General features: G+C 71.1%; 16 protein-coding genes and 1 tRNA gene. 3 read left to right on the plus strand and 14 right to left on the minus strand.

What is annotated here, in order from left to right; translation table 11 throughout:
- Positions 1–3 precede the first annotated feature (3 nt).
- The 4 genes from ABYX71_RS00270 to gloA all read right to left on the minus strand — a co-directional run bounded on the left by ABYX71_RS00270 (position 4) and on the right by gloA (position 4,649).
- Complete coding sequence (locus ABYX71_RS00270) at positions 4–912, minus strand: lysophospholipid acyltransferase family protein (protein WP_372693730.1); 909 nt, start codon at positions 910–912, stop codon at positions 4–6.
- A complete protein-coding gene (locus tag ABYX71_RS00275) occupies positions 912–2,609 on the minus strand; it encodes an ABC transporter ATP-binding protein (protein ID WP_372693732.1) in 1,698 nt (565 codons plus the stop codon). Before ABYX71_RS00275 ends, ABYX71_RS00270 begins: the two co-directional genes overlap by 1 nt.
- Positions 2,610–2,611: 2 nt before the next feature.
- The gene (locus ABYX71_RS00280; RefSeq protein WP_372693734.1) at positions 2,612–4,171 is read right to left on the minus strand and encodes a glycosyltransferase family 39 protein; all 1,560 of its coding nucleotides are present in this window, start codon (positions 4,169–4,171) and stop codon (positions 2,612–2,614) included.
- A gap of 70 nt (positions 4,172–4,241) precedes the next feature.
- Positions 4,242–4,649 carry a lactoylglutathione lyase gene (gene gloA / locus ABYX71_RS00285; RefSeq protein ID WP_372693736.1) on the minus strand — a complete coding sequence of 136 codons (408 nt, stop codon included), beginning with the start codon at positions 4,647–4,649 and terminating at the stop codon, positions 4,242–4,244.
- 161 nt (positions 4,650–4,810) lie between these two features.
- On the opposite strand from gloA, the gene ABYX71_RS00290 reads away from it, so the two are divergent.
- Positions 4,811–4,886 (plus strand) — tRNA-Phe (locus tag ABYX71_RS00290).
- A gap of 59 nt (positions 4,887–4,945) precedes the next feature.
- Here the strand turns inward: ABYX71_RS00290 and ABYX71_RS00295 are convergent.
- Both ABYX71_RS00295 and ampD read right to left on the minus strand, forming a co-directional pair.
- Complete coding sequence (locus tag ABYX71_RS00295) at positions 4,946–5,551, minus strand: histidine phosphatase family protein (protein ID WP_372693738.1); 606 nt, start codon at positions 5,549–5,551, stop codon at positions 4,946–4,948.
- Positions 5,548–6,123 carry a 1,6-anhydro-N-acetylmuramyl-L-alanine amidase AmpD gene (ampD, locus tag ABYX71_RS00300; protein ID WP_372693740.1) on the minus strand — a complete coding sequence of 192 codons (576 nt, stop codon included), beginning with the start codon at positions 6,121–6,123 and terminating at the stop codon, positions 5,548–5,550. The genes ABYX71_RS00295 and ampD overlap by 4 nt, the downstream gene beginning before the upstream one ends.
- 102 nt (positions 6,124–6,225) lie before the next feature.
- Between ampD and gmk the strand changes: the two genes are divergently transcribed.
- A complete protein-coding gene (gene gmk / locus ABYX71_RS00305; protein ID WP_372693742.1) occupies positions 6,226–6,846 on the plus strand; it encodes a guanylate kinase in 621 nt (206 codons plus the stop codon).
- Between the two features lie 52 nt (positions 6,847–6,898).
- Here gmk and pbpG read toward each other — a convergent pair whose 3' ends face one another.
- Together pbpG and parC are read right to left on the minus strand one after the other, a co-directional pair.
- Positions 6,899–7,753, minus strand: coding sequence for a D-alanyl-D-alanine endopeptidase (gene pbpG / locus ABYX71_RS00310; RefSeq protein ID WP_372693744.1), 855 nt, complete (start codon positions 7,751–7,753; stop codon positions 6,899–6,901).
- Between the two features lie 235 nt (positions 7,754–7,988).
- Positions 7,989–10,226 carry a DNA topoisomerase IV subunit A gene (gene parC, locus ABYX71_RS00315; protein ID WP_372693746.1) on the minus strand — a complete coding sequence of 746 codons (2,238 nt, stop codon included), beginning with the start codon at positions 10,224–10,226 and terminating at the stop codon, positions 7,989–7,991.
- Positions 10,227–10,455: 229 nt separating this feature from the next.
- Here parC and ABYX71_RS00320 point away from each other — a divergent pair, with 229 nt between their 5' ends.
- Complete coding sequence (locus tag ABYX71_RS00320) at positions 10,456–12,105, plus strand: UbiD family decarboxylase (RefSeq protein WP_372693748.1); 1,650 nt, start codon at positions 10,456–10,458, stop codon at positions 12,103–12,105.
- Between the two features lie 131 nt (positions 12,106–12,236).
- On the opposite strand, the gene ABYX71_RS00325 is transcribed toward ABYX71_RS00320, so the two are convergent.
- The 6 genes from ABYX71_RS00325 to ABYX71_RS00350 form a co-directional block, all read right to left on the minus strand.
- The gene (locus ABYX71_RS00325) at positions 12,237–13,394 is read right to left on the minus strand and encodes an epoxide hydrolase family protein (RefSeq protein ID WP_372693750.1); all 1,158 of its coding nucleotides are present in this window, start codon (positions 13,392–13,394) and stop codon (positions 12,237–12,239) included.
- 20 nt (positions 13,395–13,414) lie between these two features.
- On the minus strand, positions 13,415–13,747 hold the full coding sequence (locus tag ABYX71_RS00330; protein WP_372693752.1) for a carboxymuconolactone decarboxylase family protein: 333 nt from the start codon (positions 13,745–13,747) through the stop codon (positions 13,415–13,417).
- Between the two features lie 93 nt (positions 13,748–13,840).
- Positions 13,841–18,955 (minus strand): malto-oligosyltrehalose synthase, encoded by a 5,115-nt coding sequence (locus ABYX71_RS00335; RefSeq protein ID WP_372693754.1) that lies wholly within the window; start codon positions 18,953–18,955, stop codon positions 13,841–13,843.
- Positions 18,952–20,790, minus strand: a complete 1,839-nt coding sequence (gene treZ, locus ABYX71_RS00340; protein ID WP_372693756.1) for a malto-oligosyltrehalose trehalohydrolase — start codon at positions 20,788–20,790, stop codon at positions 18,952–18,954. The genes ABYX71_RS00335 and treZ overlap by 4 nt, the downstream gene beginning before the upstream one ends.
- A complete protein-coding gene (gene glgX / locus ABYX71_RS00345) occupies positions 20,787–22,925 on the minus strand; it encodes a glycogen debranching protein GlgX (protein ID WP_372693758.1) in 2,139 nt (712 codons plus the stop codon). Before glgX ends, treZ begins: the two co-directional genes overlap by 4 nt.
- A 97-nt stretch (positions 22,926–23,022) precedes the next feature.
- Positions 23,023–25,070 (minus strand): putative maltokinase (locus tag ABYX71_RS00350; RefSeq protein WP_372693760.1); only part of this gene is annotated, 2,048 nt, incomplete at its 5' end.

Genomic DNA, 25,070 nt, shown 5'->3' on the forward strand with positions numbered 1-25,070 from the left:
GCGCTACAGCCGCGCCCAGCGCCGGTAGCGCCACTGCCAGTATTCCGGATAGGCGCGGATCTCCGACTCTGCCAGCCGGTACAGCGCCTGCACGGCGGGGTCGGTGGCGCTGGGGCGGCCGGCGGCCGGTGCCAGCGCCGGGTGGATCACCACGTCCTGATCGCGCGGGTGCAGGAACACCGGCACCAGCGGCGCGCGCGCCCGGCGTGCCAGCACGAATGGCCCGGCCGGCATCGGCACCGACTTGCCGAGGAACTCGATATCGACCCCGCCATCGTCCTTGACCCCCTGATCGAGGTAGATCATCACCACCCGCCCGCGTCGCAGGGCGTCCAGCACGCGTGGTGCCGCCGGCTGGTCGGGCTCGATGCGGATGGCCTCGATGCCCAGCCGCTGCAGGGCATCGATGTAGTACCCGCGCGGCACCTGACGGGCCTCGCGGATGACGATGGTGACCAGGTACCGCGCCTGCGCCAGCCACAGCGGCACCTTGGCGAAATGTCCCAGGTGCAGGCTCACGGCCAGCACACCGCGCCCCGCGGCCAGGGCCTGGTCGAGGTGCTCGCGGCCGTGGGCGCTGACCGGGCCGACGAACTGTCCGGCGGCAATGGCCCCGTCCACCACCTGCAGGAACTCGAGCGCGCCCACGCTGGTATCGCACAGCGACGCGCGGCCGATGGCGGCCAGTTCCGCCGGCGGGCGATCCGCCAGCGCCAGGTGCAGGTTGGCCAGGTCACGCCGGCGCGCCAGCGGTCGCAGTGCCCAGTTGAGGCGGCCGACGGTCCGCCCGATGGCGCGTGTCAGGCGCGGTCGGCCGGCGACGGCCAGCGCCAGCCGGCGCAGGGCGCGGAACACCGCGCGCCGCCAGGCGCGGCGCAGCGGTCGCAGCAGGCGCCGGTGGCGGGCCGCCATCAGAGCGTCGCCGTCCCGGCCGGGCGCAGCGCGCCACCGGCCATGTGGTGGACCCGGTCGGACACGTCCAGCAGCGCCGGCCGGTGGGTGATGGCCAGCAGTGTGTAGCGGCCCTTGAGCGTGCGCAGCGTGTCGCGTACCGCCGTCTCGGCCACCGCATCCAGTGCCGAGGTCGGCTCGTCCAGGATCAGCAGCGTCGGTTCGTGCACCAGCGCGCGGGCGATGGCGATGCGCTGGCGCTGGCCGCCGGACAGCCTGCCGCCGCGCTCACCGACGGTCGTGTCCAGGCCCTGCGGCAGCGCCGTCACGAACTCCCAGGCACCGGCCTGGCGCAGCGCCCGCTCGGCGTCCGCGCGCGACAGGTCGGGGTCGCCGAGCGTCACGTTGGCAAGCACGCTGTCGTGCAGCAGCAGCGTGTCCTGCGGCACGTAGCCGATCAGGCGTCGCCAGGCGCGCCGGTCCAGCGCCTCCAGCGGCACGCCGTCGATCAGCACCGTGCCGGCCTGCGGCTGCAGCAGGCCGATGACGATGTCGACCAGTGTGGTCTTGCCGGCGCCGGACGGACCGATCAGGGTGGTCAGCTGGCCGGCCGGCAGGTCCAGGTCGATGCCGTCCAGTATCGTCCGCTCGCCATAGGCGAAACGCACGCCGCGCAGGGCGATGCCCTGCCGCAGGCGTGGCGGGTCGCCGCCGGCCGGCGGCTCGGCGGCGGCGCGTGCCTTGGTGGTGGCGTCGTGCAGCAGCCAGTAGGCGGCCTCGGAGCTGACCATGTGCTGATACTGCCGCTGCACCTTGGTGAAGTAGCCGAGCACACGCGCCAGCAGAAAGATCACCACCATCACCGAGGCCAGCGACATGCCCAGGTGCGCGATGGCCAGGTACAGCCCGACCGCCGCCAGCGAGGCCAGCAGCGGTTCCTGCACCGCCGGCAGCGCCTCCTTGGCGATCACCTGCTTGCGCAGGGCCTTGTCGATCTGCCGCGTCTGGCGGGCCAGGATGCCGTCGGCCAGGTCCTCGCGGCCCATGGCCTTGAGCGGCTTGACCGACTGCAGCACGTCGGTGAGGTACGTCACCAGCGCGCCGGTCAGCTGCGTCTGGCGCTTGCCGGCCTGGCGGGCGCGGCGCACCAGGCCGCCCATGGCGCCCATCAGCAGGCCGCCCACGGCCAGCGCCGCCAGTGTGGCCTGCCAGGACACCATCATCGCCAGCGCCGAGTAGATGAGCGCCTGCACCAGCAGCGCCAGCATCTGGGCGGCGTTGAAATAGGCATTGGCGGCACGGTTGGTTTCGCCGGAAATGGCGTTCGACAGCGCCCCCACCGGCGTGTGCAGGTAGTACTCCCAGCGGCTGGCCAGCACCGCCCGCAGCAGCGACAGGCGCAGGTCGGTCGCCACCCGCGCCACGGTGTAGCCGACCTGCGCGTTGGCCGCCAGCGTCAGCAGCGCCTTGGCCAGCATGGCCAGCACCATCAGCGCCAGCAGCGGGCCGAGCTGCGGCGGGATGCCCAGCGCCTGCAGGAACTGTGTCACCTGCTGCGCCGGCAGCGGCAGGCTGGCGGCGTCGTCCGACACCGACACCAGCATGGTCAGCAGCGAGGACAGGCCAAGCCCGTCCAGCAGCCCGGCCAGCAGCAGGGCCAGCAGCGTCAGCAGGCCACGGGCCGGATAGGCACGGGCGAAATGGAGCAGAAGGCGCATGCTCAGCGCTCCGTCCGTGTCCTGCGCACGGCGTCGGGACGGTAGCCGGTGGCCACGCGGTAATAGAGGTGGCGCGCCACCTGGCCGCGCCAGCGGATGGTCTGCTCGCGGATGGGGCCGACGTTCACCAGTGCCGTGTCCAGCCGCGGGTCCTCCAGGTCCTTGCGTTCGAAATCGACCAGCAGCACCGGCCGTTGTCCGTCGCTGTCGTCGTCGAACCAGTACTCGAACATGGCCCCGGTGCGACCGTACAGGTTGCGCGAGGTGATGTTGTCGCGCCGGCCGTCGACATCGTGAAACGCCAGGGCGGCGGCGATCGACCACTTGCTCATGCCGACCACCAGCGGCCGCTGGCCGGTGTCGCGCTCGACCTGCTGCTCGAGCGCATGCACCGCCCGCGCCGCCGGCTGCCAGGCCAGGTAGGCGACGTTGTGCGTCGGGTACGGCACCCCCGGCAGGCCGAACACGATGTACGTCGCCGCCACGGCATAGCCGGCGGCCAGCAGGTACACGGTCGGTCGCCAGAGCCGGTCCAGCAGGCGGCGCAGCCGGTCCCCCGGCATCGCCGGCACGGTCAGCGTTGCCGCCAGCAGCGGCAGCAGACCGATGTAGGCCGGGCCGGTCCAGTGGAAGTGCGGGTAATTGAACAGGCTGAACACCGCGAACACGCCGAACGGCACCGCCGCCGACCACAGCAGCAGCCGCCGGTTGCGTGCCTCGGTCACCGCCTGCGCCCGCCAGGCGGGCCGGCTGGCGATGCCCCAGGCGGCCAGCGCACCGGTGGGAAACAGCAACACCAGCACGTGGCCGACCAGCAGGTGGGTCGAGAACTCGAACGCCTGCTGCATGCGCCGGCTGCCCTGAAAGGCGAACGAAGCCCAGTCGTGTTGCGCGTTCCAGATCAGCACCGGCGAGAACAGCGCCACCGCCAGCAGCACCGCCAGGTACGGGTGCGGGCGGGCGAGCCAGCGCCGCGCGACGGCGTCGCTCAGCAGGAAGCCGCCTGCGGCGGCGGCCAGCAGGACGATCGGATACTTGGCCAGCAGGCCGACGCCGAAGGCCACCCCCACACCCAGCCAGGCACGGCTCTGGCCGGCCACCAGCGCGCGCTGCAGGTAGTACAGGCCGGCCGCCCAGGCGGCCACCAGCGGTGCGTCCGGCGTCATCAGCAGGCCCGACAGGAAAAACGCCGGCAGTGCGCAGCCCAGCAGCACCGCCGCCAGCGCCTGGCGACGGTCGCCGCCGATCGCCCGCGTCAGACGGTACACATAGCCGAGCGCGATCAGCCCGCAGGCGATGGCCCCCAGCCGCACGCCGGCCGATGTGTCGCCCAGCAGCGCGGTGCCGAGCCCGTTCAGCCAGGCCACCAGCGGCGGGTGGTCCAGGAAGGCCAGCTCCATGTGCTGCGCGTAGAGCCAGTAGTACGTCTCGTCGACGATCGGCTCGGCCAGCACGGCCAGGGCCAGGCGCAACACGATGAAAAACCCGGCCAGGGCAAACAGCTGGCGGGCGGACAGGCCGGTCTGGGCGGCCGTGGCGGCGGCCGGCGAGGTTGGCTTCACGGTGGGCTCGATGACGGCGGGCACGGCGCGGCATGATACCGCCGCCGCCCGCTGCCGACCGGCGCGGGCGTCAGCCGTGCTTTTGGATCAGTTCGACGCGGTAGCCGTCCGGATCCTCGACGAAGGCGATCACCGTGGTGCCGTGCTGCATCGGGCCGGCCTCGCGCACCACCTTGCCGCCGCGTGCCCGGATGGCATCGCAGGTGGCGTAGGCGTCGTCCACCTCGATGGCCACGTGGCCGAAGCCGTCGCCCAGTTCGTAGGCCGCGGTGTCCCAGTTGTGGGTCAGCTCGATCAGCGGTGTCCCGGCCGCCGACGGGCTGCTGATCGCGCCGTCCTCGTAGCCGACGAAGGCCAGCGTGAAACGCCCGCCCGGAAAGTCCCGCCGGGACACCAGGCGCATGCCCAGCACCTCGGTGTAGAAGGCGATCGAGCGGTCCAGGTCACCGACCCGCAGCATGGTGTGCAGAATGCGCATGGCGCCTCCTGGTGGCGAAAAAACGGCCGGCCGCGGCCGGCTTCGATGCCTCGATGGTAGCGCGCGCCTTGACGCGATGCGGACCACGCGCATCTAATACGCACCCCCGCGCCCGCGGTGCCCCGGCACCGCTTCCAACGGCGGCGCGGCGCTTCACGTCCGGCCAGGTAGCTCAGTCGGTAGAGCAGTGGACTGAAAATCCACGTGTCGGTGGTTCGATTCCGCCCCTGGCCACCATTTTCCTTTCCATCGTCCGTCGATCGCCAGCCCGTGGTGGCAGGTGATGCGCGCTCGTCTCAGCCGCCTGGATCGAGCCGCAGCAGCGCCGCCAGCAGGCCGTGTTCGGTGTGATCCAGGCGCAGCCGGGCGCGGCCGGCGTAGCCCAGGCGGATACGCCAGGCATGGCTGATCGGCATGCCGAGCACACCGCGCAGCAGCATGGCGACGGTGCCGCCGTGGGCCACCACCAGCACGCGCTGGCCGGCCGTGTCGGTGATCAACCGCTGCCAGGCGGCGTCGACACGGGCGCTGAAATCGGCGGCCGCCTCGGCCTGCGGTGGCGGATGGCGCACCGGGTCCTGCCAGAACCGCGTCAGTGCCGCCCCGTACCGGGCCTGCACCTCGACCGCGGTCAGGCCTTCCCACAGGCCGAAGCTGATTTCGCGAAAGTCGGGCTCGACGGTACAGGCCACGCCCAGGCGGGTGGCCAGATCCTGGGCGAAGTCCCGGCAGCGGCGCAGCGGCGAGCAGACGACGCGGTCCCACTGCTCGTCGGCGGTGGCTGCCTGCAGCTGTGCCCAGCCGGTGTCGGACAGCGGGTCGTCGACGGTCCCGCGAAAGCGGCGGCCGCCCTGCGGTTCGCCGTGGCGCAGCAGGTCGATGTAGGTGGTCGATGTGTTCATGGCGTGTGCAACAGGCCGGCACGGTAGCGGGCCCAGTCGAAATGGGGGCCGGGATCGGTCTTGCGACCGGGGGCGATGTCGCTGTGACCGACGATGCGGTCGGCGCTGATGGCCGGACAGGCGGCGCGCAGCGCCCGCGTGAGGGCGATCAGCGTGGTGTATTGGTCGGCGCTGAAGGGGTCGTGGTCGCAGCCTTCCAGTTCGACGCCGACCGAGAAATCGTTGCAGCGCTCGCGCTGCCCGAACCGGGACGCGCCGGCGTGCCAGGCGCGGCGCTGGATGGGCACGAACTGTACCAGCCGGCCGTCGCGCCGGATAAAGAAATGCGCCGACACCCGCAGGCCCGCCAACCCGGCATAGTCCGGCCGCCGGCAGTCCAGCTGGCCGAGGAACAGCGCGGCCACGTCGTCCCCGCCGTAACGCCCCGCCGGCAGGCTGATGGCGTGGATCACCAGCAGCTCGACGGCGCAGCCGGGCGGGCGCTCGTCGCAGTGCGGCGAGGCCAGGAACGGCACGCCGCGCGCGAGCCCCAGGACGGGGTCGATAGACAGGCTGTGGGAGTCGGCGCTCATGGCGGCGGCTATTCTCGGGCCGCCGGCCGGCGCCGGCAAAGCGCCCGGGCCTCACGGTTACACTGGGACGGTCTGCCGTCACCTGCTTCGGATAACGTTTTCATGTCTTCGAATCCCGGTCTCCTGTACGTCGTCTGTGGCCCGTCCGGGGTTGGCAAGACCAGCCTGGTGCGCGCGCTGGTGGAACGGCGCCCGGCGCTGAGCCTGTCGGTGTCCTACACCACGCGCGCGCCGCGGGCCGGCGAGCAGGACGGTGTGGCCTACCATTTCGTGACTGCCGGGCGTTTCGCTGCCATGCAGGCGGCCGGCGAGTTTCTGGAGCATGCGCAGGTGTTCGATCACCACTACGGCACGTCGGCGCCGGCGGTGGCGCAGGCGCTGCAGGGCGGACGCTCGGTGGTGCTGGAGATCGACTGGCAGGGCGCCCGCCAGGCCCGCGCCCGCCTGCCCGGCTGTGTGACGGTGATGGTGCTGCCGCCGTCGGTGGCGGTGCTGCGCGAGCGCCTGGGCGGCCGTGGCGACGACCCGGCGCTGATCGAGCGGCGCATGCGCGACGCGCTGGCCGAGCTTGGCCACTGGCCGGAGTTCGACTATGTGGTGGTCAACGACCGCTTCGAGTCGGCGCTGGACGACCTGTGCGCCATCACCCGCGCGGCCGAACGGGCGCGCGAGCGCCAGCGCACCTGGGTGGCGACGCAGCTGCCGGAGCTGTCGCCGGGCTAGGGAACTAGGGACCGCTTGCGTCCCGGGAGCCGCCGGCGCGCGCCGGCCGCGTTCAGCGGCTGGCGGTGACCTGACCGCCGCGTGCCTGCGCCTCCATCCATTTGCGCACCCGGTTGGCGTCGCCGACCCGGGTGAGCGTGCCCCAGGAATTCATCAGCACCATCACCACCGGCACGCCGGTGACGTTGGCCTGCATCACCAGGCAGCGGCCGGCTTCGCTCAGGTAGCCGGTCTTGGTGACGCCGATGTCCCAGGCCGGGTTGCGGACCAGCGGGTTGGTGTTGCGGTACTCGACCGGGTAACGGCCCACCTGCACGGTGTACTTCGGTGTGGTGGAAAAGCTGCGGATGGTGCCGTAGCGGGTGGCGGCGCCCACCAGGCGCACCAGGTCGGCCGGTGTGGAGCGGTTGTCACCGGACAGTCCGGTGGCCTCCACGAAACGGGTGTGCGTCATGCCCAGTGCCTGCGCCTTGCGGTTCATGGCCGCCACCCCGGCCGCGGTGCCGCCGGGATAGTTGCGCAGCAAAGCCGAAGCGGCGCGGTTTTCCGACGACATCAGCGCCAGGCGCAGCAGGTCGCGCCGCGACAGGCGGGTGCCGATGGGCAGGCGCGAGCCGGTGCCGCGCAGGCGGTCGCGATCGGCATCGGTCAGCGTGAGGATCTGGTCCATGGACTGCCCGGCATCGAGCACCACTATGGCGGTCATCAGCTTGGTGATGGAGGCGATGGGCAGCGTGTCGTCGGCGTTCTTGCTGTACAGCACGGCGCCGGTGTCGGTGCGCACCACCAGCGCGGCGTGCGAGCGAATGTCGGGCAAAGCGACTGGCGCAGCGGCCGCCGCCGGGCGGGCCAGGGCCGTCAGCAGCAGCGCGGCACACAACAGAACGGCGGACTGCAAAAACCGCATGATGCTCCCTGTGAAGTGGTTGTCCGTTGTCGACGCGGTCACAGTATGGCGGATTTTCGCTGTCCGGGCAGGCAGTTGCGCCGATGGCGGCGACGGTGCCTCAGACACCTTCCGGCCGGCGTCGGGCGCCCCGTCCGGGGCGCGACGGCCGGCCATGAAGCGAGGGCGCAGGTCCCTGGTTCATGGGCGCGTCGCGGCGACGCGAGAAACGGCACGGACGTCGGTCAGCGGTTTCTCAATTCTCCACGCTCAGCTCGCGCACCCGTGCAAAGCCGCGCGGCAGCGGCTTGCCGCGATCGGCCCGATGGCCGGCGTAGGCGTCCAGGTCGCTCCCCTTGAGCGTCAGGTGCCGCCCGCCGGACCACACCTTCAGTCCGGCGCCGGGCGGCAGCACGGTGACGGCCGCCAGCTTCTCTTCGCCGCTGGCGATCAGCCGGCCGGGGATGCCCAGCAGTTTCACGCCCTTGCCGCGCGGCAGCTGCGGCAACTCGTCGAGGGGGAACACCAGCAGCCGGCCGGCCGTGCTGGCGCAGGCCAGGCGCAGCGTGTCGTCGCCGTGCGCGGGCAGCGGCGCCAGCGGCAGTGCGCCAGCCGGTACGGTCAGCACCGTCTTGCCGGCGCGCTGGCGCGAGATGAGCGACTCCAGCGGCGTCAGGAAGCCGTAGCCGGCGTCGCTGGCCAGCAGGTAGCGCTCGGCCGGCTCGCCGAGCACCACGTGCAGCGCGCGGGCGCCCGCCTCCAGCGTCAGGCGGCCGGACAGCGGTTCGCCGTGGCCGCGTGCCGACGGCAGCGTGTGTACCGGCAGGGTGTAGGCGCGGCCGGTGGAGTCCAGGAACACCGCCTGCTGGTTGCTGCGGCCGCGGGCGGCGGCCAGGAAGCCGTCGCCGGAGCGGTAGGTGAGGCCCTGCGGGTCGATGTCGTGGCCCTTGGCCAGGCGCACCCAGCCGTGGCCGGACAGCACCACGGTGACCGGTTCGCTGGGCGTCAGATCGGCCTCGGCCAGCGGCCGCGCGGCGCCACGTTCGACCAGCAGGCAGCGGCGGGCGTCGCCGTACTTCTCGGCATCCGCCTCGATCTCGCCGCGGATCAGCCCGCGCAGCAGCGCATCCGAGCCGAGCGTGGCCTGCAGGGAGTCGCGTTCGGCGCCGAGCGTGTCGCGCTCGCCCTGGAGCCGGGTTTCCTCCAGCCGTGCCAGGTGGCGCAGCTTCAGTTCCAGGATGGCCTCGGCCTGGGTGTCGGTGAGGCCGAAGCGTTCCATGAGGACCGGTTTCGGCCGGTCCTCGAAGCGGATGATGGCGATCACCTCGTCGATGTTGAGGAAGGCGATCAGCAGGCCGTCGAGGATGTGCAGGCGTTCGAGCACGCGGTCGAGGCGGTGCTGCAGGCGCCGGCGCACGGTGACGGTGCGGAACTCCAGCCATTCCAGCAGCAGGCCGCGCAGGTCGCGCACGCCCGGTCGACCGTCGAGGCCGATGCAGTTCAGGTTGACCCGGTAGCTCTTCTCGAGGTCGGTGGTGGCGAACAGGTGGCCCATGAGGGCATCGACATCGATACGCCGGCTGCGCGGCACCAGCACCAGCCGGGTCGGGTTCTCGTGGTCGGACTCGTCGCGCAGGTCTTCCAGCCACGGCAGCTTCTTGGCCTGCATCTGGGCGGCGATCTGTTCCAGCACGCGGGCGCCCGACACCTGGTGCGGCAGGGTGGTGATGATGATGTCGCCGTCGTCGAGTTCGTAGCGCGCCCGCGCCCGCACGCTGCCGTGGCCGCTGCGGTACAGGTCCTGCAGCTCGGCGCGCGGGGTGATGATGTCGCAGCCGGTGGGGAAGTCCGGCGCCGGCAGCAGCCGGCACAGGGCCTCCAGATCGGTGTCCGGATCGTCCAGCAGCGCCAGCGTGGCGGCCGCCACTTCGCGCAGGTTGTGCGGCGGGATGTCGGTGGCCATGCCGACGGCGATGCCGTGGCCGCCGTTCAGCAGGATGTGCGGCAGGCGCGCCGGCAGCAGGTGCGGTTCGTTCAGCGTGCCGTCGAAGTTGGGTCCGAAATCCACCGTTCCCTGGCCGAGCTCGGCCAGCAGCAGCTCGGCGAAGCGCGACAGGCGCGCCTCGGTGTAGCGCATGGCGGCGAACGACTTCGGGTCGTCGGCGCTGCCCCAGTTGCCCTGGCCGTCGATCAGCGGGTAGCGGTAGGAAAAGCCCTGCGCCATCAGCACCATGGCTTCGTAGCAGGCGCTGTCGCCGTGCGGGTGGAACTTGCCGATCACGTCGCCGACCGTGCGCGCCGACTTCTTGGGCTTGTTGCTGGCCGCCAGCCCAAGCTCGGACATGGCGTAGACGATGCGCCGCTGCACGGGCTTGAGGCCGTCCGCCAGGTGCGGCAGGGCGCGGTCGAGGATGACGTACATCGCGTAGTCGAGGTACGCCTTCTCGGTGAAGGACTTCAGGGGCAGGCGTTCGATGGTGTCGTCGAGGCTCATGCGGGCGGGCGGCTGGAACGGGGAAGGGGGCGCGTATGGTGACGCAAGGCGCCGTCGTTGGGGTAATGCCCGGTCGGCACGGCCGTGTTCCGCCGGCGTCTTTTCGCGCCAGCTGTTTCATACTGGCCGCACCGGTGTTGCCGGGCCGCCCGGGTGCGGCCCGCTGCGCCGCGCCACGGATGGCCGCCCTTACCGGACCACCCGACACAGATTGCAGGAGGAGAAGCCCATGTCCGCGGTACCGAAGTCCGCCGTTGCCGGCGCCCAGGCGCCCATCGATTTTCGCCAGCACATCGAGAACCTGCGCGCCCGCGACCTGCTGTGGGACATCGACGCGCCGATCGCCATCGAGACCGAAGCCCACCCGCTGGTGCGCCTGCAGTTCCGCGGCCTGCCGGAGGAGCAGCGGCGCGGCTTCCTGATCAAGAACCCGCACAGCGTCGACGGGCGCCGCTTCGAGGGTGACCTGGCCATCGGCTGCCTGGCCGCCTCGCGGCAGATCTTCGAGACCGGTCTTGGCCTGCGCGAGGGCGAGAACCTGCTCGAGCGCGTGGCGCACGCGCTGCGCAACCCGCTGCCGCCGCAGGTGCTCGAGCAGGGGCCGTGCCAGGAGGAAGTGCACACGGGCGACTCGCTCACCGAGCACGGTGGCCTGGGCGAGTTTCCGATCCCCGTCTCCACGCCGGGCTACGACAACGGCCCCTACACCACCTTCTCGCACTGGATCACCAAGGACCCCGAGACCGGCATCTACAACATCGGCAACTACCGTGGCCAGGTGAAGGCGCCGGACCGCATCGGCTGCTTCACGTTCCCGCCGCAGCACCTGGGCCTGCACTGGGTCAAGTGCAAGCGCCTGGGGATCCCGCTGGAGGCGGCGCTGGTCATCGGCGTGCCGCCGTACGTGTCCTATGCCGCCAACGCCAAGATCCCCTACGAGGCGGACGAACTGCAGGTGGCGGGCGCGCTGTCGGGCAAGCCGCTGCCGGTGGTGCGCGCCAAAACCGTGGACCTGCTGGTGCCGGCCTACGCCGAGATCGTCATCGAAGGAAAAATCTCCACCACCGAACTGGAGCCCGAGGCGCCGTTCGGCGAGACGCACGGCTTCATGTCGCAGCCGGTGAACGCGTACTTCATGGAGGTGACCGCCATCACCCACCGCAAGCGGCCGACCTGGTGCTCGATCCTGTCGCAGTTCCCGCCGTCGGAGAGCACGCGCCTGCGGTCGATCTCGTTCGAGGCGTCGTTCTACAAGCACCTCAAGTACGACTGCAACCTGGCCGGCGTGCTGGACGTGCATTTCCCGCAGCAGACCTCGGCGTACTACACCTGTTTCATCAAGATCAGGCGCAACACCAAGGCCGATCCCTGGCAGGCACTGCACGCGGCGGCGGCGTACGACCCGTTCGTGAAGGTGTTCGTGGTCACCGACGAGGACGTGGACATCCACAACCCGGAGATGATGCTGTGGGCGGTGGCCACGCGGGCCATGCCGCACCGGGACATGCGCATCATCGACGGCCGCATGTCGGCCATGGATTTCTCGGCCATCCAGGCGGAAGAGGCCGAGGGCTTCAAGTACATGGAGCCGAACGGCTCGTCGGCCATTCTCATCAACGCCTGCCGGCCGTGGGCCTACCCGCCGGTGGCGCTGCCGCGCAAGGACTTCATGGAAAACGCCATCGCGCGCTGGCAGGAGCTGGGCCTGCCGCCGCTGGAGCTGAAAACCCCCTGGCACGGCTACGACCTGGGTTTCTGGTCCGAACAGTGCGAGCGCGAGGCGCAGATGGCGGTCGAGGGCCGGCACTACGAGATCGGCGAGACGGCCAGGCAGCGGCGCGTGAAGGCCACCGACGAGAACACCGGCGGCGTGAGCTGAGGCGGCCGGCCTTCCGCGCAAGCCAGGGATGGCTTGCACGCAGAACCAGCACTTGAAGTGCTGGTTCTGCGGAGGCCGTCGCGGACAGGTGCCGCGACGAGCCGAGTTGAGAAAGGGCAGGACGCCCTTTCTCAACCGTCAGACAACGCCTGCCGCAGCGGCCGAAAACAGGCGCGCACTTCCTCCACGAACACCTGTGGCACTTCCAGGGCGGCGAAATGACCGCCCCGGTCCAGTTCGTTCCAGTGGATGAGGTGCCGGTAGTGACGCTCGGCCCAGCGCCGTGAGCTGCGGAAGATCTCCTTCGGGAACACGCTGATGCCGGCCGGCAGGTCGATCTCGAAGCGGCCGAGGCTGTTGAAGCTTTCCCAGTACAGGCGCGCCGACGAGGCGGCGCTGGCGGTGCACCAGTACAGCATGATGTCGTCGAGCATCTCGTCGCGCGTGAGCACGTTTTCCGGGTGGCCGTCGCAGTCGGTCCAGGCGCGGAACTTCTCGAGAATCCACGCCGCCTGCCCGGCCGGCGAGTCGGTGAGGCCGTAGCCCAGGGTCTGCGGGCGGGTGCTCTGCTGCTTCGAGTAGCCCGAGTCCTGCTCGGTGTAGTAGCGGAACGCTTCGAGTGCGTCCTGTTCGAGCGGCGTGAGGTCGTTCAGGGTGGCCGGGTCCGGCTCCACGATCGGCATGTTGACGTGGATGGCGGCGCAGTGGCCGAGGTTCTGCTGGCCGATCATCGCCGTGATGGCGGCGCCCCAGTCACCGCCCTGCGCCACGTAGCGCCCGTAGCCCAGGCGCAGCATGAGGCGGTCCCAAACTTCGGCGATCTTGCCGACGCCCCAGCCGGGCCGCGTGGGCTTGCCCGAGAATCCGTAGCCCGGCAGCGTCGGGCACACCACGTGAAACGCGTCCTCGGCCCGGCCGCCGTGTGCCACGGGGTCGACCAGCGGCCCGATCACCTTGTGGAACTCCACCACCGACCCTGGCCAGCCGTGCGTGATCAGCAGCGCCAGCGCCTGCGGGTGCGGCGAACGCTGGTGGATGAAGTGGATCGGCAGGTCGTCGAGCGTGGTCAGGAACTGCGGGAAGCGGTTCAGGCGCCGCTCGCGTTCGCGCCAGTCGTACTGCTCGCGCCAGTAGCGGCACACCGCCTGCACGTAGGCCAGCGGCGTGCCCTGCGACCAGTCGTCGACGGTTTCGCGCTCCGGCCAGCGGGTGTGATCGAGCCGCCGGTGCAGGTCGGCGATGACGGCGTCGTCGACGTGCAGGGTGAAGGGCGTGACGGCGTCGCTCATGGCGATCTCCCCTGCCCTGCTCACAGGCCGCCGAAGCCGGCGCCGCGCAGCTGCGGGAACACGCCGGACGCCGTGGCCAGGCCGCCGGTGCCGCACAGCGCGGCGATGACGGCCAGCGTCTCGTCGAGCTCGCGCTCGGTGGCGCCGGCCTCGCGCGCCATGTCGGCGATGTGCAGGCAGCCGTTCGGGTGACGGCCGGCGGCATCGATGGCCAGCGCGATCAGCAGCTTGATCTTCAGCGGCAGTTCGCCGGGCGCGAAGGCCGCCTCGAACAGCCGCGCCACCGCGTCGCCCACCTCCGGCTGGCGGGCGCGGATGACGTCGACGAAACCGGGGGCGGATACGTGGCTCATGGTGGGCTCCTCGGGTGTTGTGTTCGGGGGGCGGCGAGCGCGGCTCGCCGCGACATGCTACCCGCCGGCCCGGCCGACCCTCGGCGCCCGGCCTCAGGGCGCCAGCAGTTCGGCGTCGTTGACCAGCAGTGCCAGCGGCAGCGGCGCCAGCAGCTCCCCGGCCGGCACGCCGTGGTCGCCGACACGGTGACGGCGCCCGCCGAGCAGGTCGTACCAGTCGCCGGGCGGCAGCAGGACACGGGTGTCGGCCCAGTCGACCGCGTTCTCGTGTTCGTCCGACAGCCTGGCCAGCAGGCGCGGCACCACGGTAATGGCCACCTGCCCGTCCAGGCGGCGGGCGAAGGCGCACAGGTGTTCGGCATTGGCGCCTTCGGTGCCCAGCGGCTGGTAGTCGCCGTCGCGGAACAGGTCGGGCCGGCGGGCGCGCAGCTGCAGCGCCCGCCAGGTGAGGTACAGCTTGAGCCGTTCGTCGGCCGGGTCCGCCGCCAGCGGCGCCAGCGCGGCCGCCCAGCCGTCCGGGGGGGCGTCGAGCAGCGCCCTGATCTCGGCCAGCAGGTGCCGGCGCCGGGCATAGTCCACCGGCGCGCGGTTGTCCGGGTCGACCAGGTGGAACTGCCACAGCTCGCTGCCCTGGTAGATGTCCGGCACGCCTGGCACGGTGAGCTTGAGCAGCGTCTGTGCCAGGGCGTTGCGCAGGCCGTGGCCGGCCAGGTGCTGCACCACGGCGCGCAGGTCCGGCAGGAACAGGTTGGTCTCGCCCGGCGTCAGCAGCGACTCGACGAAGGCGGACAGCGCCGTCTCGTACGCGTCGTCGACGTTGATCCAGCTGCTGTTGGCCTTGGCCTCGCGCACGGCCTTTTGCATGTAGGCGTCGATGCGCCGGCGGTAGTCGGCCAGCGTGTCGTCGTCCACCCCGCCCAGCGGGAAGCTGCCGACCAGCGTCTGGTACAGCAGGTACTCGTCACTGGCGCTGGGGGCCGGCCGGCCGCCGGCCTCGCGCTTGCGGCGACGGTTCATGCGCCGCCAGCGCTGCACCGTCAGCTTCCAGGCCGCCGGCAGTTCCGACAGCACGTTGATGCGGGCGCGCACGTCCTCGGCGCGCTTGCTGTCATGGGTGGAGGTCGCCAGCAGGTTGTGCGGCCACTGGCGCGCGCGGCTGCGGTTGGCGCCGTGAAATGCCGCCACCGAGAGCCCGAAGCGGCGCGGCTCGCCGCCGACGTCGTTCAGCGAGGTCAGCCGGTGGTAGCGGTAGAACGCGGTGTCTTCCAGGCCCTTGGCCATGACCGGGGCACTGAGCTGCTGGAAGCGCATGGCGAAGGTGCGCACCTGGTCGCGGTAGGACGGCCCGCGCCCGGTGGCGATGTCCAGCGTCAGCACGTCGTGCAGGAAGTCGAAGATGCCGACCTCGGCGGCGCGGCTGCGCCGGCGCGCCACCGCCACCGCCCAGTCGATGTGGCGGCGGTCGTCGGCGGCGATCGGCGCTTCGGTGATGTAGGTGCGGTACACCGGGAAGCAGGCGATGACCTCGGTCAGCGCGGCGCGCAGGCCGTTGACGGTGTAGTCGCAGGTGTTGCGGCTGGCGGCGGCGATGCGCGCCAGGTGGTTGGCCAGCACGTTCAGCTCGCTGGCCAGGGCGGTGCGCAGGATCAGCTTCTTGCACGCGTAGACCAGGTCGTCGAAGTCGCCGCCGGCGTGCGTGAAGTCGGCGTGGATGCGCGACATGCGCCGTTCGGCGGCAGGGTCGACGAACAGGCCGTTGACCAGGTTGGCGAAGCGGTAGCCGGTGGCGCCGTGGATCGGCCAGTCGTCCGGCAGGTGTTCGTGCTCGGCGAGGATCTTTTCCACCACCAGGTACAGCGGGCGTGGGTCGCCGGTGGTGCCGGTGGCGCCGTTGGCCCGCTCGCGTACCGCCGCCTGCAGGCGCTCGAAGTAGCCGCGCGGGTCGTTCAGGCCGTCCGGATGGTCGATGCGCAGGCCGTCGAGCTTGCGCTCGGCGATCAGGTCCAGCACCAGCCGGTGCGTGTCGTCGAACGCCGCCGGGTTTTCCATGCGCAGCGCCGCCAGGTCGTTGATGTCGAAAAAGCGCCGGTAGTTGATGTCGTCCGAGGCGACGCGCCAGAAGGCCGGACGCCAGGCCTGGGCGCGGATCAGCCCGTGCAGCAGGTCGAAGCTGGCGGGGTCGTCGGGGCGGCCGTTGAACTCCGCCACGCTGCGCTCGATGTGTTGACGGACCGCCGGCTGGGCCTCGCACAGCGCCGCCAGGTGGCGTTTGTGCACTTCCTTGTCGCGGTTGCGCTCGGTGATCAGGCGTGACTCGACGCTGTCGCGCGGCGGCAGGTGGCCGAAGGCGGTCAGCAGGCTCTGCAGCTCGGCCAGGTGATCGTGCTCGGTACCCAGGGCCGCGGCCAGTTGCTCCAGGTGATGGCCGGCGACGCGCGGGTAGGTGGCCGGGTCGATGGGCAGCTGGTGCTGGTAGTAGCGGACGCTCAGTTCGCCACGGGCGGCGTCGAAGGTCAGGGTCAGCTCGCCGCGCGCCAGCACCACCCCGTACTGGTCGCCCAGGATGGGCAGCAGCACCTTGCCGTGCAGCTGGGCGTTCAGGGGCTGCCAGTCGATGTCGAAGTAGCCGGCATACACCGACGCCGGGCCGTTTTCCAGCACATCCAGCCACCACTGGTTGTCGGCGCCCATCACGCCCATGTGGTTGGGCACCATGTCCAGGATCTGGCCCATGCCGTGCGCCGCCAGGGCGCCGACGAAGCGCTCGAAGTCCTCGCGGCTGCCGATTTCCGGGTTCAGCGCGTTGTGGTCGACGATGTCGTAGCCGTGCATGCTGCCCGGCCGCGCGCGCAGATAGGGCGAGGCATAGACGTGGCTGACGCCCAGTTCCGCCAGGTAGGGCACCAGCTCGGTGGCCTGGGCGAAGGTGAAGTCGCGGTTGAACTGCAGGCGGTAGGTGGCGCGTGGGATGACGGCGGTCAGCGGCGTGGCCGGCGCCGGCTCGCGCGGCCACACGCTGCTGCCGCGCTCGGCTCGCAGGGCACCGGTCAGGGCCTGCCAGCGCGGCGCGTCGGCCCAGGACGCCAGTGCCAGCGGCAGCTTGCGTCGCCAGTTGGGGTGGCCGTCGGTGCTGCCGGGCAGGTTGTCCTGTTCGAGCAGGCCGAACACGTCCTGCGGCTGCACCGCCAGCACCCGGCACGGCGTGCGGGCGAGAAACGTGTGCACGGCAACGCACAGCTCCGCGCCGAGGTCCGGCACGGCCTGCGGGTCGATGCCGGTGTCGGCCGGCAGCAGCTGTTCGTGTTCGAGTGCCGCCAGCAGCCAGGCGCGCTGGCGGGCGCGTTCGGCGACGGCCTGTTCGCGCGCCGCTGGCGACGGGAACAGGCCGAGTTTCTGGCGCAGGCGCAGGTCGTGGCCGGCCCAGTAGCCGCGCAGGGTGGGCAGGTCGTGGGTGCTGACCGCCGCCAGTGCCGGCTCCGGATAGTCCGCCGGTGGCCGGAAGCGGCCGTCGGCGTCGTGTTCGAACATCAGCGGCCGGTAGCCCAGCACGCCGGCGGCGGCCAGCGCCGAGCGCAGGGCATCCGGCACCGTGCCCAGGTCTTCGCCGATTACCAGGCACTGATTGCGCTGGCTCTCCAGCGCCAGGATGCCCAGCAGATCCCGAAAGGGATACGCCACGTAGGCGCCGTCGCGGGCGCTGGCCCCGGCCGGTACCCACCACAGGCGCATCAGGCCCATGGCGTGGTCGATGCGCAGCGCGCCGCAGTGGCGCATGGCCGCGCGCAGGGTCTCGATGAACGGCGCGTAGGCCAGTTCGCGCAGTTCATCCGGCACGAACGGCGGCAGGCCCCAGTCCTGGCCGTGGGCGTTGAAGTCGTCCGGCGGCGCGCCGGTGTGCGCGCCGGCGGCGTGCACGCTGCGCTGGCCCCAGGTGTCGGCGCCGCCCGGGCTCACGCCGACCGCCAGGTCCTGGTACAGGCCGATGCCGAGGCCGCGTTGCCAGGACGCGGCGCCGACGGCCGCCAGCTGTTCGTCGGCCAGCCACTGCAGGTAGGCGTGGAACGCCACGGCGTCGGCCTGTTCGCCGGCGAATCGGCGTACCGCCTCGCCGTCGGGCGCGTGGTATTCCGCCGGCCAGGCCGGCCAGCCCCACACGGTCGGGTCGGCGGCGCGGAAGTGCGCCTGCAATGCCTCGAACAGGGCATGCCGGTGCAGCCGCTCGCCGCCGGCGGCGCGAAACCGCTCGAAGGCGGCCGCCCGCGGGCTGTCGCTGCCCAGGTGCTGGTCGCGGAAGGCGCGCCAGGTCTGTCGCAGCACGTCGAGCTTGAGCGCCGCCACGGCGGCGTAATCGACCAGCTCGCTGTCGCGCAGCTCCTGCAGGCGTGCCTGGAAACGCGGCTCCGCCACCCGGGTACGCACGGTGTCGGCCTCGTTGGCGTCGATGACGGCGTCGACGTCCAGGTACAGCACGTTCAGAAACTGCCGGCTCGACGGGCTGTACGGGCTGCAGTGTTCCGGCTGGTCGGGAAACAGTGCGTGCAGCGGATTGATGCCGACCAGTCCACCGCCCGCCTCGGCGGTCAGCGCGATCAGCGTGCGCAGATCGGTGAAGTCGCCGATGCCCCAGTTGCGTGCCGAGCGCAGGCCATACAGCTGCACCGCCGGTCCCCACAGGCGGTGGGCGTCGCGCACCGCCTCGGGCTGAAAGCAGGTGGTGGGCACCCCGATCAGGCGCAGCCGCGCCACCGGCCGGTCGCCCCCGTCGGCCGGTTCGAGCTCGAACTGGTGATAGCCAAGGTCGTCGAGCGCCGGCAGGGCCAGTCCGTAGCGCCGGTACAGCGTGTCGTCGCAGCGGCGTTCGGCCAGCGGCACGCTGGCGGCGGGGTCGAAGTCGCCGGCATGACAGGCGCCGCTCTCGAGGGTCAGGCGCCAGCGCTGCGCCGGCGCGCCGTCGGCCAGGGTAACGGCCACGGTCAGCGGCGCGCCCACCGGGTGCACCTGCACCGGCGCCAGCGGCCGCCGCCAGTGGGCGGCCTCGCGCTGTTCCGCCAGCTGCGCCGGATCGGCACGCGGGTCCAGGTGCATGGCCGCGAGCAGGGCGCGACGGGTGTCGTCGCTGATGTCGTGTCGCCGGCCCCAGATGTCCTGGTAGGCGGATTCGATGCCGGCCTGCTCAGCCAGCCGGGTCAGGGCGGCGCGGTCACTCATGGCGCCGCGTCGGCCAGGGCCCAGGCCACCGACCACGGCGGCATCCGGCCGGCGGCATGCTGCGTCGTGTCGAGGCCGTCGCTGAGGTAGAGCACGCGTCCCGGTTGCGGGGCCAGTTGTGCCGGCTGGTCGGCGAGGTTGGCGGCCAGTGCCAGTCGGCTGCCGTCGCCCAGGCGCCAGTGCACGGTCAGTGCGCGCTCGCCGGCGAGCGTGTAGCCGGCCTGCCCGCCCGGCATGCCGGCCAGGCGCGGCATGATGTGGCGCTGACGCACGGCCAGCAGGCGCCGGTACAGCGCCAGCCGCGCGGCGTGTGGCGGGCGGTCGATCGTTGCCCAGTCGAGCACGCTGGCGGCGAACGTGGTCTCGGCGCCGGGATCGGGAATGCGCTCGCGCGTGGCCGGATCGGCGAAGCGCGCGAAGCGGGCGAACTCGCGCCGGCGTCCGTCGGTCACCGCCTGCGCCAGCGCGGGGCCGAAATCGCAGAAGAACAGAAACGGCTGCTCGGTGGCGAATTCCTCGCCCATGAACAGCATCGGCACCTGCGGCGCCAGCAGCAGCACGGCGGTCAGCGCCTCCACCGCCGGCGCCGGGCCCAGCTGGTGCAGGCGATCGCCGAAGGCGCGGTTGCCGACCTGGTCGTGCGTCTGCACCGAGTCGACGAACGCCAGCGGCGGCAGGTGGGCGCTGGGCTCGCCGCGCGCGGCGCCGTCCCGAAACGGCGACGGGTCGCCCTGGAAGGCGAACCCCTCGGCCAGGCAGCGGCCGAGCTGGGCCGCCGGCCGACGGGCGAAGTCGGCGTAGTAGCCGTCATCCTCCCCGGTCACCAGCACGTGCGCGGCGTGGTGGAAGTCATCGTTCCACTGGGCGGTGGCGCATTGCGGTCGGCCGTCGGTGTCGCGGCGCAGGTAGCGGGCACAGTTGCGGTCGTTCTCGAGGATCAGGTGGACCTCGCGCTCGCGGCCCGGGCCGGCCTGCACGGCGCCGCACAGGGCTTCGACGATGTCCGGGCGCGAGTCGTCGCAGATGGCGTGGATGGCATCCAGGCGCAGGCCGTCGAAGTGGAACTCCTCCAGCCAGTAAAGCGCGTTGTGAACGAAGAAATCGCGCACCACCTCGCTGCCCGGCGCGTCGAAGTTGATGGCCGCGCCCCACGGCGTGTGGTGCGCCGCGTTGAAGAAGGTCGGCGCGTAAGCATGCAGGTAGTTGCCGTCCGGCCCGAAGTGGTTGTAGACGACGTCCAGCAGTGCCATCAGGCCGCGCGCGTGCGCTTCCTGCACCAGCGTCTTGAGCGCTGTCGGTGAACCGTAGGCGCTGTCCGGGGCGAACGGCAGCACGCCGTCGTAGCCCCAGCCGCGGCGTCCCGGAAAGTCCGCCACGGGCATCAGTTCCAGCGCCGTGACGCCAAGCTCGACCAGGTAGTCGAGCCGGCGTCGCACGCCGTCGAAGTCGCCGCTGGCCGTGAAGGCGCCGACGTGCAGTTCGTAGATCACCGCCTCGTGCCAGGGGCGCCCGCGCCAGCCGGCGTCCTGCCAGTCGAAGGCCAGGGGGTCGACCACCAGGCTGGCGCCGTGGACGTCATCCGGGTTGCAGCGCGAGGCCGGGTCCGGCACGCACAGGTCGCCGTCGATGCGGTAGCGGTAGCGGCTGCCGGCGCCGACGCCGGCGGCATGGGTCCGATACCAGCCGTCGTCGTGTGACGCCAGCGTCAAGCTGTGTTCGCCGTCGTCACCGCCGAGCAGGAGCTCGACCTGCCGGGCGCCCGGCGCCCACAGTCGGAAGTGCGTGCCGCCGTCGCCCGGCTCGGCACCGAAAGGCATGTGGTGAAAGCGTTTCATGACGTGATTCGGGGTGCGTCGTGGTCGACCAGCAGCGCCAGCGAGCGACCGGTCAGCGGGTAGCTGTCGTAACCGGCGTAGTAGCCGTCAGCGTCAAGTCCCTGGGCATGGGACGTGTCCAGCAGCACGTGCCAACGCCCGCCCGGGCGCGCTGCGGGCAGCTGGAAGGCCAGCGTGTCGTGATGGGCGTTGAACAGCACCAGGAAGTTGTCGTCGCGCAGCAGGTGGCCGCGGCGGTCGCGCTCGGTCAGCGCCTCGCCGGACAGGTACACGCCCAGACAGCGGGCGAAGTCGTGCCCCCACTCGTGGTCGCTCATGTCGGTGCCGTCCGGTTTCAGCCAGTGGATGTCCTTGATCTCGGCGCCGTGGATGGACTGGCCCTGGAAGAAATGCCGGCGGTGGAAGACCGGGTGGCTGCGGCGCAGCTCGATCAGGCGCTGCACGAAGGCCACCAGTTCGGCGTCGGTGTGTTCCCAGTCCAGCCAGCTGATGGCGTTGTCCTGGCAGTAGGCGTTGTTGTTGCCGCCCTGCGTGCGTCCCATTTCGTCGCCGGCCACCAGCATGGGCACGCCCTGCGAGAGCAGCAGCGTGGCCAGCAGGTTGCGTTTCTGGCGTGCGCGCAGGGCGTTGATGGCCTCGTCGTCGGTCGGTCCTTCGGCGCCGCAGTTCCAGGACAGGTTGTTGTCGGTGCCGTCGCGGTTGTCTTCGAGGTTGGCCTCGTTGTGCTTGTCGTTGTAGCTGACCAGGTCGTGCAGGGTGAAGCCGTCGTGGGCGGTAATGAAGTTGACGCTGGCGTTAGGTGTGCGGCCGCTGGGTTCGTAGAGGTCACTCGAGCCGGTGAAGCGCTGCGCGAACTCGCCGATGAGGCCGCCGTCGCCCTTCCAGTAGGCACGCATGGTGTCGCGGTAGCGATCGTTCCATTCGGCCCAGCCGGGCGGGAAGTTGCCGACCTGGTAGCCACCCATGCCCAGGTCCCACGGTTCGGCGATCAGCTTGACCTGCGACAGCACCGGGTCCTGGTGCAGCACGTCGAAGAAGGCACCCAGGCGGTCGACCTCGTACAGCTCGCGGGCCAGCGCCGAGGCCAGGTCGAAGCGAAAGCCGTCGACGTGCATTTCGGTGACCCAGTAGCGCAGCGAGTCCATGATCAGCTGCAGCACGTGCGGGTGCTGCATGTTCAGGGTGTTGCCGCAGCCGGTGAAGTCCATGTAGTAGCGCGGGTCGTCCGGCGTCAGCCGGTAGTAGGCGGCGTTGTCGATGCCCCGAAACGACAGCGTCGGTCCGAGCTGGTTGCCCTCGGCGGTGTGGTTGTAGACCACGTCCAGGATCACCTCGATGCCGGCCGAGTGCAGCGTCTTGACCATGGTCTTGAACTCGCCGACATGGCCGCTGGCGCTGTAGCGGTGGTCCGGCGAGAAGAAGCCGATGGAGTTGTAGCCCCAGTAGTTGCGAAGGTCGTTCTCGATCAGGCGCCGGTCGTCGATGAAGCTGTGTACCGGCAGCAGTTCCACCGTGGTCACGCCCAGCCGCTGCAGGTGTTCGATGACCGGTGCCGTGGCCAGGCCGGCGTAGGTGCCGCGCAGCGGTGCCGGCACGTCGGGGTGCTGCATGGTGAAGCCGCGCACGTGCAGCTCGTAGACGACCATCTCGTGCCAGTCGATGGTCGGGCGCCGGTCGTCGCCCCAGGAGAACGCCGGGTCGATGACGCGGCACTTGGGCATGCCCGCGGCGTTGTCGCGGCGGTCGAACGACAGGTCGGCCTGGCGGTGGCTGAGGCGGTAGCCGAAATGGGCGTCGCTCCAGCGCAGCGTGCCGGCGATGTCCTTGGCATAGGGTTCGAGCAGCAGCTTGTGCGGATTGAAGCGGTGTCCGCGCGCCGGCTCGTAGGGGCCGTGCACCCGATAGCCGTACAGCAGCCCGGGGCGCGCCTCGGGCAGGTAGCCGTGCCAGATGTGGTTGGTCCGCTCCGGCAGGGTGATGCGCTGCAGCTCGCGTCGGCCGCTGGGGTCGAACAGACACAGTTCCACCTTGTCCGCGTGTTCCGAGAACAGTGCGAAGTTGACGCCCTCCCCGTCCCAGGTGGCTCCGCGCGGGTATGGGCGCCCGGGCCACACGGCGTTGATCAGTTCAGCCATGAACGGCTCCTGTCGGATTGCGCGGCGATCGCCACGTTACGGTCGTACCGCGACAATCGGGCGACACGCAATCGGCATGCCAGGGAACGGCGGCCATTCACGGACGGGTGGCAAGCAGGTTCAGCAGGCCGGTCAGCGGGACGTCCAGCCAGTCGGGTCGGTTGTCGAGCTCGTAGCGCGCCTCGTACAGCGCCTTCTCGATCAGGAACAGGTCGATCAGGTATGCCGCGCAGGCGGGATCCGCCGGCCAGGTCGGGCAGCCGTCGATGGCCGACCGGTAGCCGTCCAGAAACGCCTGTCGCGCCTGCGCTTCCCAGGCGCTGGCCAGCGTTGCCATGTGCGCCGACTCGACGGGTCGCTCGTCGGTGCCGCGCTTGACCGCCACCGCCGCCGCGTAGGCCAGTGAGCGCAGCATGCCGGCGACGTCGCGCAGCGGGCTGTGCTTGGCGCGCCGCTCGGCGAGCGGGCGCGCCGGCTCGCCCTCGAAGTCGGTGATCAGCACGTCGTCCTGCGCCAGCAGGACCTGGCCGAGGTGGTAGTCGCCGTGAAACCGGCTGCGCATCAGGCCGTCCAGTGCCAGCGGCGGTGCGTGCAGCGCGCCGGTCAGTGCCTCGCGCCGGCTCAGCAGGGCTTCGCAGGCGGCCCGGGTCCCGTTCGGCAGGCCGGTTTCGTGGGCCTGCTCGAGGCGCTGGAGGGTGATTGCCGCTTCCGCGCGGACGCTTTCCACCCAGCCTGCCACGTCGGCCGGCTGCACCGGCTCGGGGTCGAAGGCCGGGTCGCCGGTGACGCGGGCGAAGGCGTGGTGCAGTTCGGCGGTGCGCTGACCGAGCAGTCGCAGTTGCTGCGACGCCAGGGCATGCGGGTCGACGTCCGCCGCCGTGGCCGGTGGCGGCTCGGTCAGGAAGCGTTCCAGGTAGTCGACCAGGTGGCGCCAGGCCGAGCCCTGGTTGGCGACGAACGGTTGCAGCAGCGCCAGTGTCATGGGCGCCCCCGTGTCCGGAAGGTAGTCGATGACCCCGCAGACCGGCACGGCGTGGGCGAACGGCGACTGCTCGGTCAGGAAGCAGCCGGTCTCGACTTCCGGGTTGATTCCCTTTGCCAGGCGTCGATAGGCCTTGAGGAACAGCCGGTCCCCGAACAGTACCGAGGTGTTGCTCTGCTCGAGCGCCGGATGGTGCACGGATTGGCTGGCGCCAGCGGCAAGGTCGGCCGGTGCGCCGATGGCGCGAAACCGCAGGCGGCCCAGTTCCAGTGGGGCCTGCGCGCCCGCATCCGTGCCGAGCACCAGCGCGCGGCAGAAGTCGTCGTCGCCGAAGGCGTCGTACAGAACGCCGATGCGGGCCTTTTCGCGCACCCGTGCCAGCGTCCACGGCAGCAGGGTGTGCAGGGTTTCGTCGGCGGTGTCGTCTTCCCAGGCGATGGCCAGCGGCAGAAAGTAGCTGTGTGGTTCGCCGTCGGTGAAATGCACGTCGAGCACGGTCACCAGCCAGCTGTCGCCACCGCTGCGCCACTCGCCCTGCTCGAGGATGTCGATGCGGGTGATGGAACGGCCCTTGTCGGCGAACCAGCGTTTGTCGCGCAGGTAGGGGGCCAGCAGGTCGCGTTGCAGCTGGCCGCGGCTGCGGCCGGCGATGGCGCGGCGTACCGCACTGGCGCCGGCGCGGGCCGACAGGAAGGTGCGCCAGCCTTCGGTCAGCACCAGTACCGGCAGTTCGTGTGTGGGCAGGTGGTCCTGGTGCCAGTACGGCGCCTCGGCGTCGCTGGCCAGGCGGAAGCCGAAATAGCCGTAGCCGCGCAGGGTCAGCAGGTACGGCAGGTCGCCGATGGGCGGGAAGGCGGTGTGGCCGAGCAGTTCCACCGGCACCCGGCCGCGGAATTCGGCGAGGTTCAGTTCCACCGGCTGCGCCTGGCGCGACAGGTTGACCACGCACAGGATCTTCTCGTCCTGCCATTCGCGCACGTAGGCCAGGATCTTGCGGTTGCCCGGTTCCAGGAAGCGCAGCGTGCCGCGGCCGAAGGCGCGGTGGTTCTTGCGCGCGGCGATCAGGCGCTTGAGCCAGTTCAGCAGTGATGACGGGCTGCGCGTCTGGGCCTCCACGTTGACGGCGTCGTACCCGTAGATGGGGTCCATGATCGGTGGCAGGA

This window comes from Immundisolibacter sp., from assembly GCF_041625615.1.
In the GTDB taxonomy this organism is placed as follows: domain Bacteria; phylum Pseudomonadota; class Gammaproteobacteria; order Immundisolibacterales; family Immundisolibacteraceae; genus Immundisolibacter.

What these genes read in the sequence shown, in the direction of transcription:
- ABYX71_RS00270 (WP_372693730.1), bottom strand. Translation starts at nt 912, where the DNA reads ATGGCGGCCCGCCACCGGCGCCTGCTGCGACCGCTGCGCCGCGCCTGG.
- ABYX71_RS00275 (WP_372693732.1), bottom strand. Translation starts at nt 2,609, where the DNA reads ATGCGCCTTCTGCTCCATTTCGCCCGTGCCTATCCGGCCCGTGGCCTG.
- gloA (WP_372693736.1), bottom strand. Translation starts at nt 4,649, where the DNA reads ATGCGCATTCTGCACACCATGCTGCGGGTCGGTGACCTGGACCGCTCG.
- ABYX71_RS00295 (WP_372693738.1), bottom strand. Translation starts at nt 5,551, where the DNA reads ATGAACACATCGACCACCTACATCGACCTGCTGCGCCACGGCGAACCG.
- ampD (WP_372693740.1), bottom strand. Translation starts at nt 6,123, where the DNA reads ATGAGCGCCGACTCCCACAGCCTGTCTATCGACCCCGTCCTGGGGCTC.
- gmk (WP_372693742.1), top strand. Translation starts at nt 6,226, where the DNA reads ATGTCTTCGAATCCCGGTCTCCTGTACGTCGTCTGTGGCCCGTCCGGG.
- pbpG (WP_372693744.1), bottom strand. Translation starts at nt 7,753, where the DNA reads ATGCGGTTTTTGCAGTCCGCCGTTCTGTTGTGTGCCGCGCTGCTGCTG.
- parC (WP_372693746.1), bottom strand. Translation starts at nt 10,226, where the DNA reads ATGAGCCTCGACGACACCATCGAACGCCTGCCCCTGAAGTCCTTCACC.
- ABYX71_RS00320 (WP_372693748.1), top strand. Translation starts at nt 10,456, where the DNA reads ATGTCCGCGGTACCGAAGTCCGCCGTTGCCGGCGCCCAGGCGCCCATC.
- ABYX71_RS00325 (WP_372693750.1), bottom strand. Translation starts at nt 13,394, where the DNA reads ATGAGCGACGCCGTCACGCCCTTCACCCTGCACGTCGACGACGCCGTC.
- ABYX71_RS00330 (WP_372693752.1), bottom strand. Translation starts at nt 13,747, where the DNA reads ATGAGCCACGTATCCGCCCCCGGTTTCGTCGACGTCATCCGCGCCCGC.
- ABYX71_RS00335 (WP_372693754.1), bottom strand. Translation starts at nt 18,955, where the DNA reads ATGAGTGACCGCGCCGCCCTGACCCGGCTGGCTGAGCAGGCCGGCATC.
- treZ (WP_372693756.1), bottom strand. Translation starts at nt 20,790, where the DNA reads ATGAAACGCTTTCACCACATGCCTTTCGGTGCCGAGCCGGGCGACGGC.
- glgX (WP_372693758.1), bottom strand. Translation starts at nt 22,925, where the DNA reads ATGGCTGAACTGATCAACGCCGTGTGGCCCGGGCGCCCATACCCGCGC.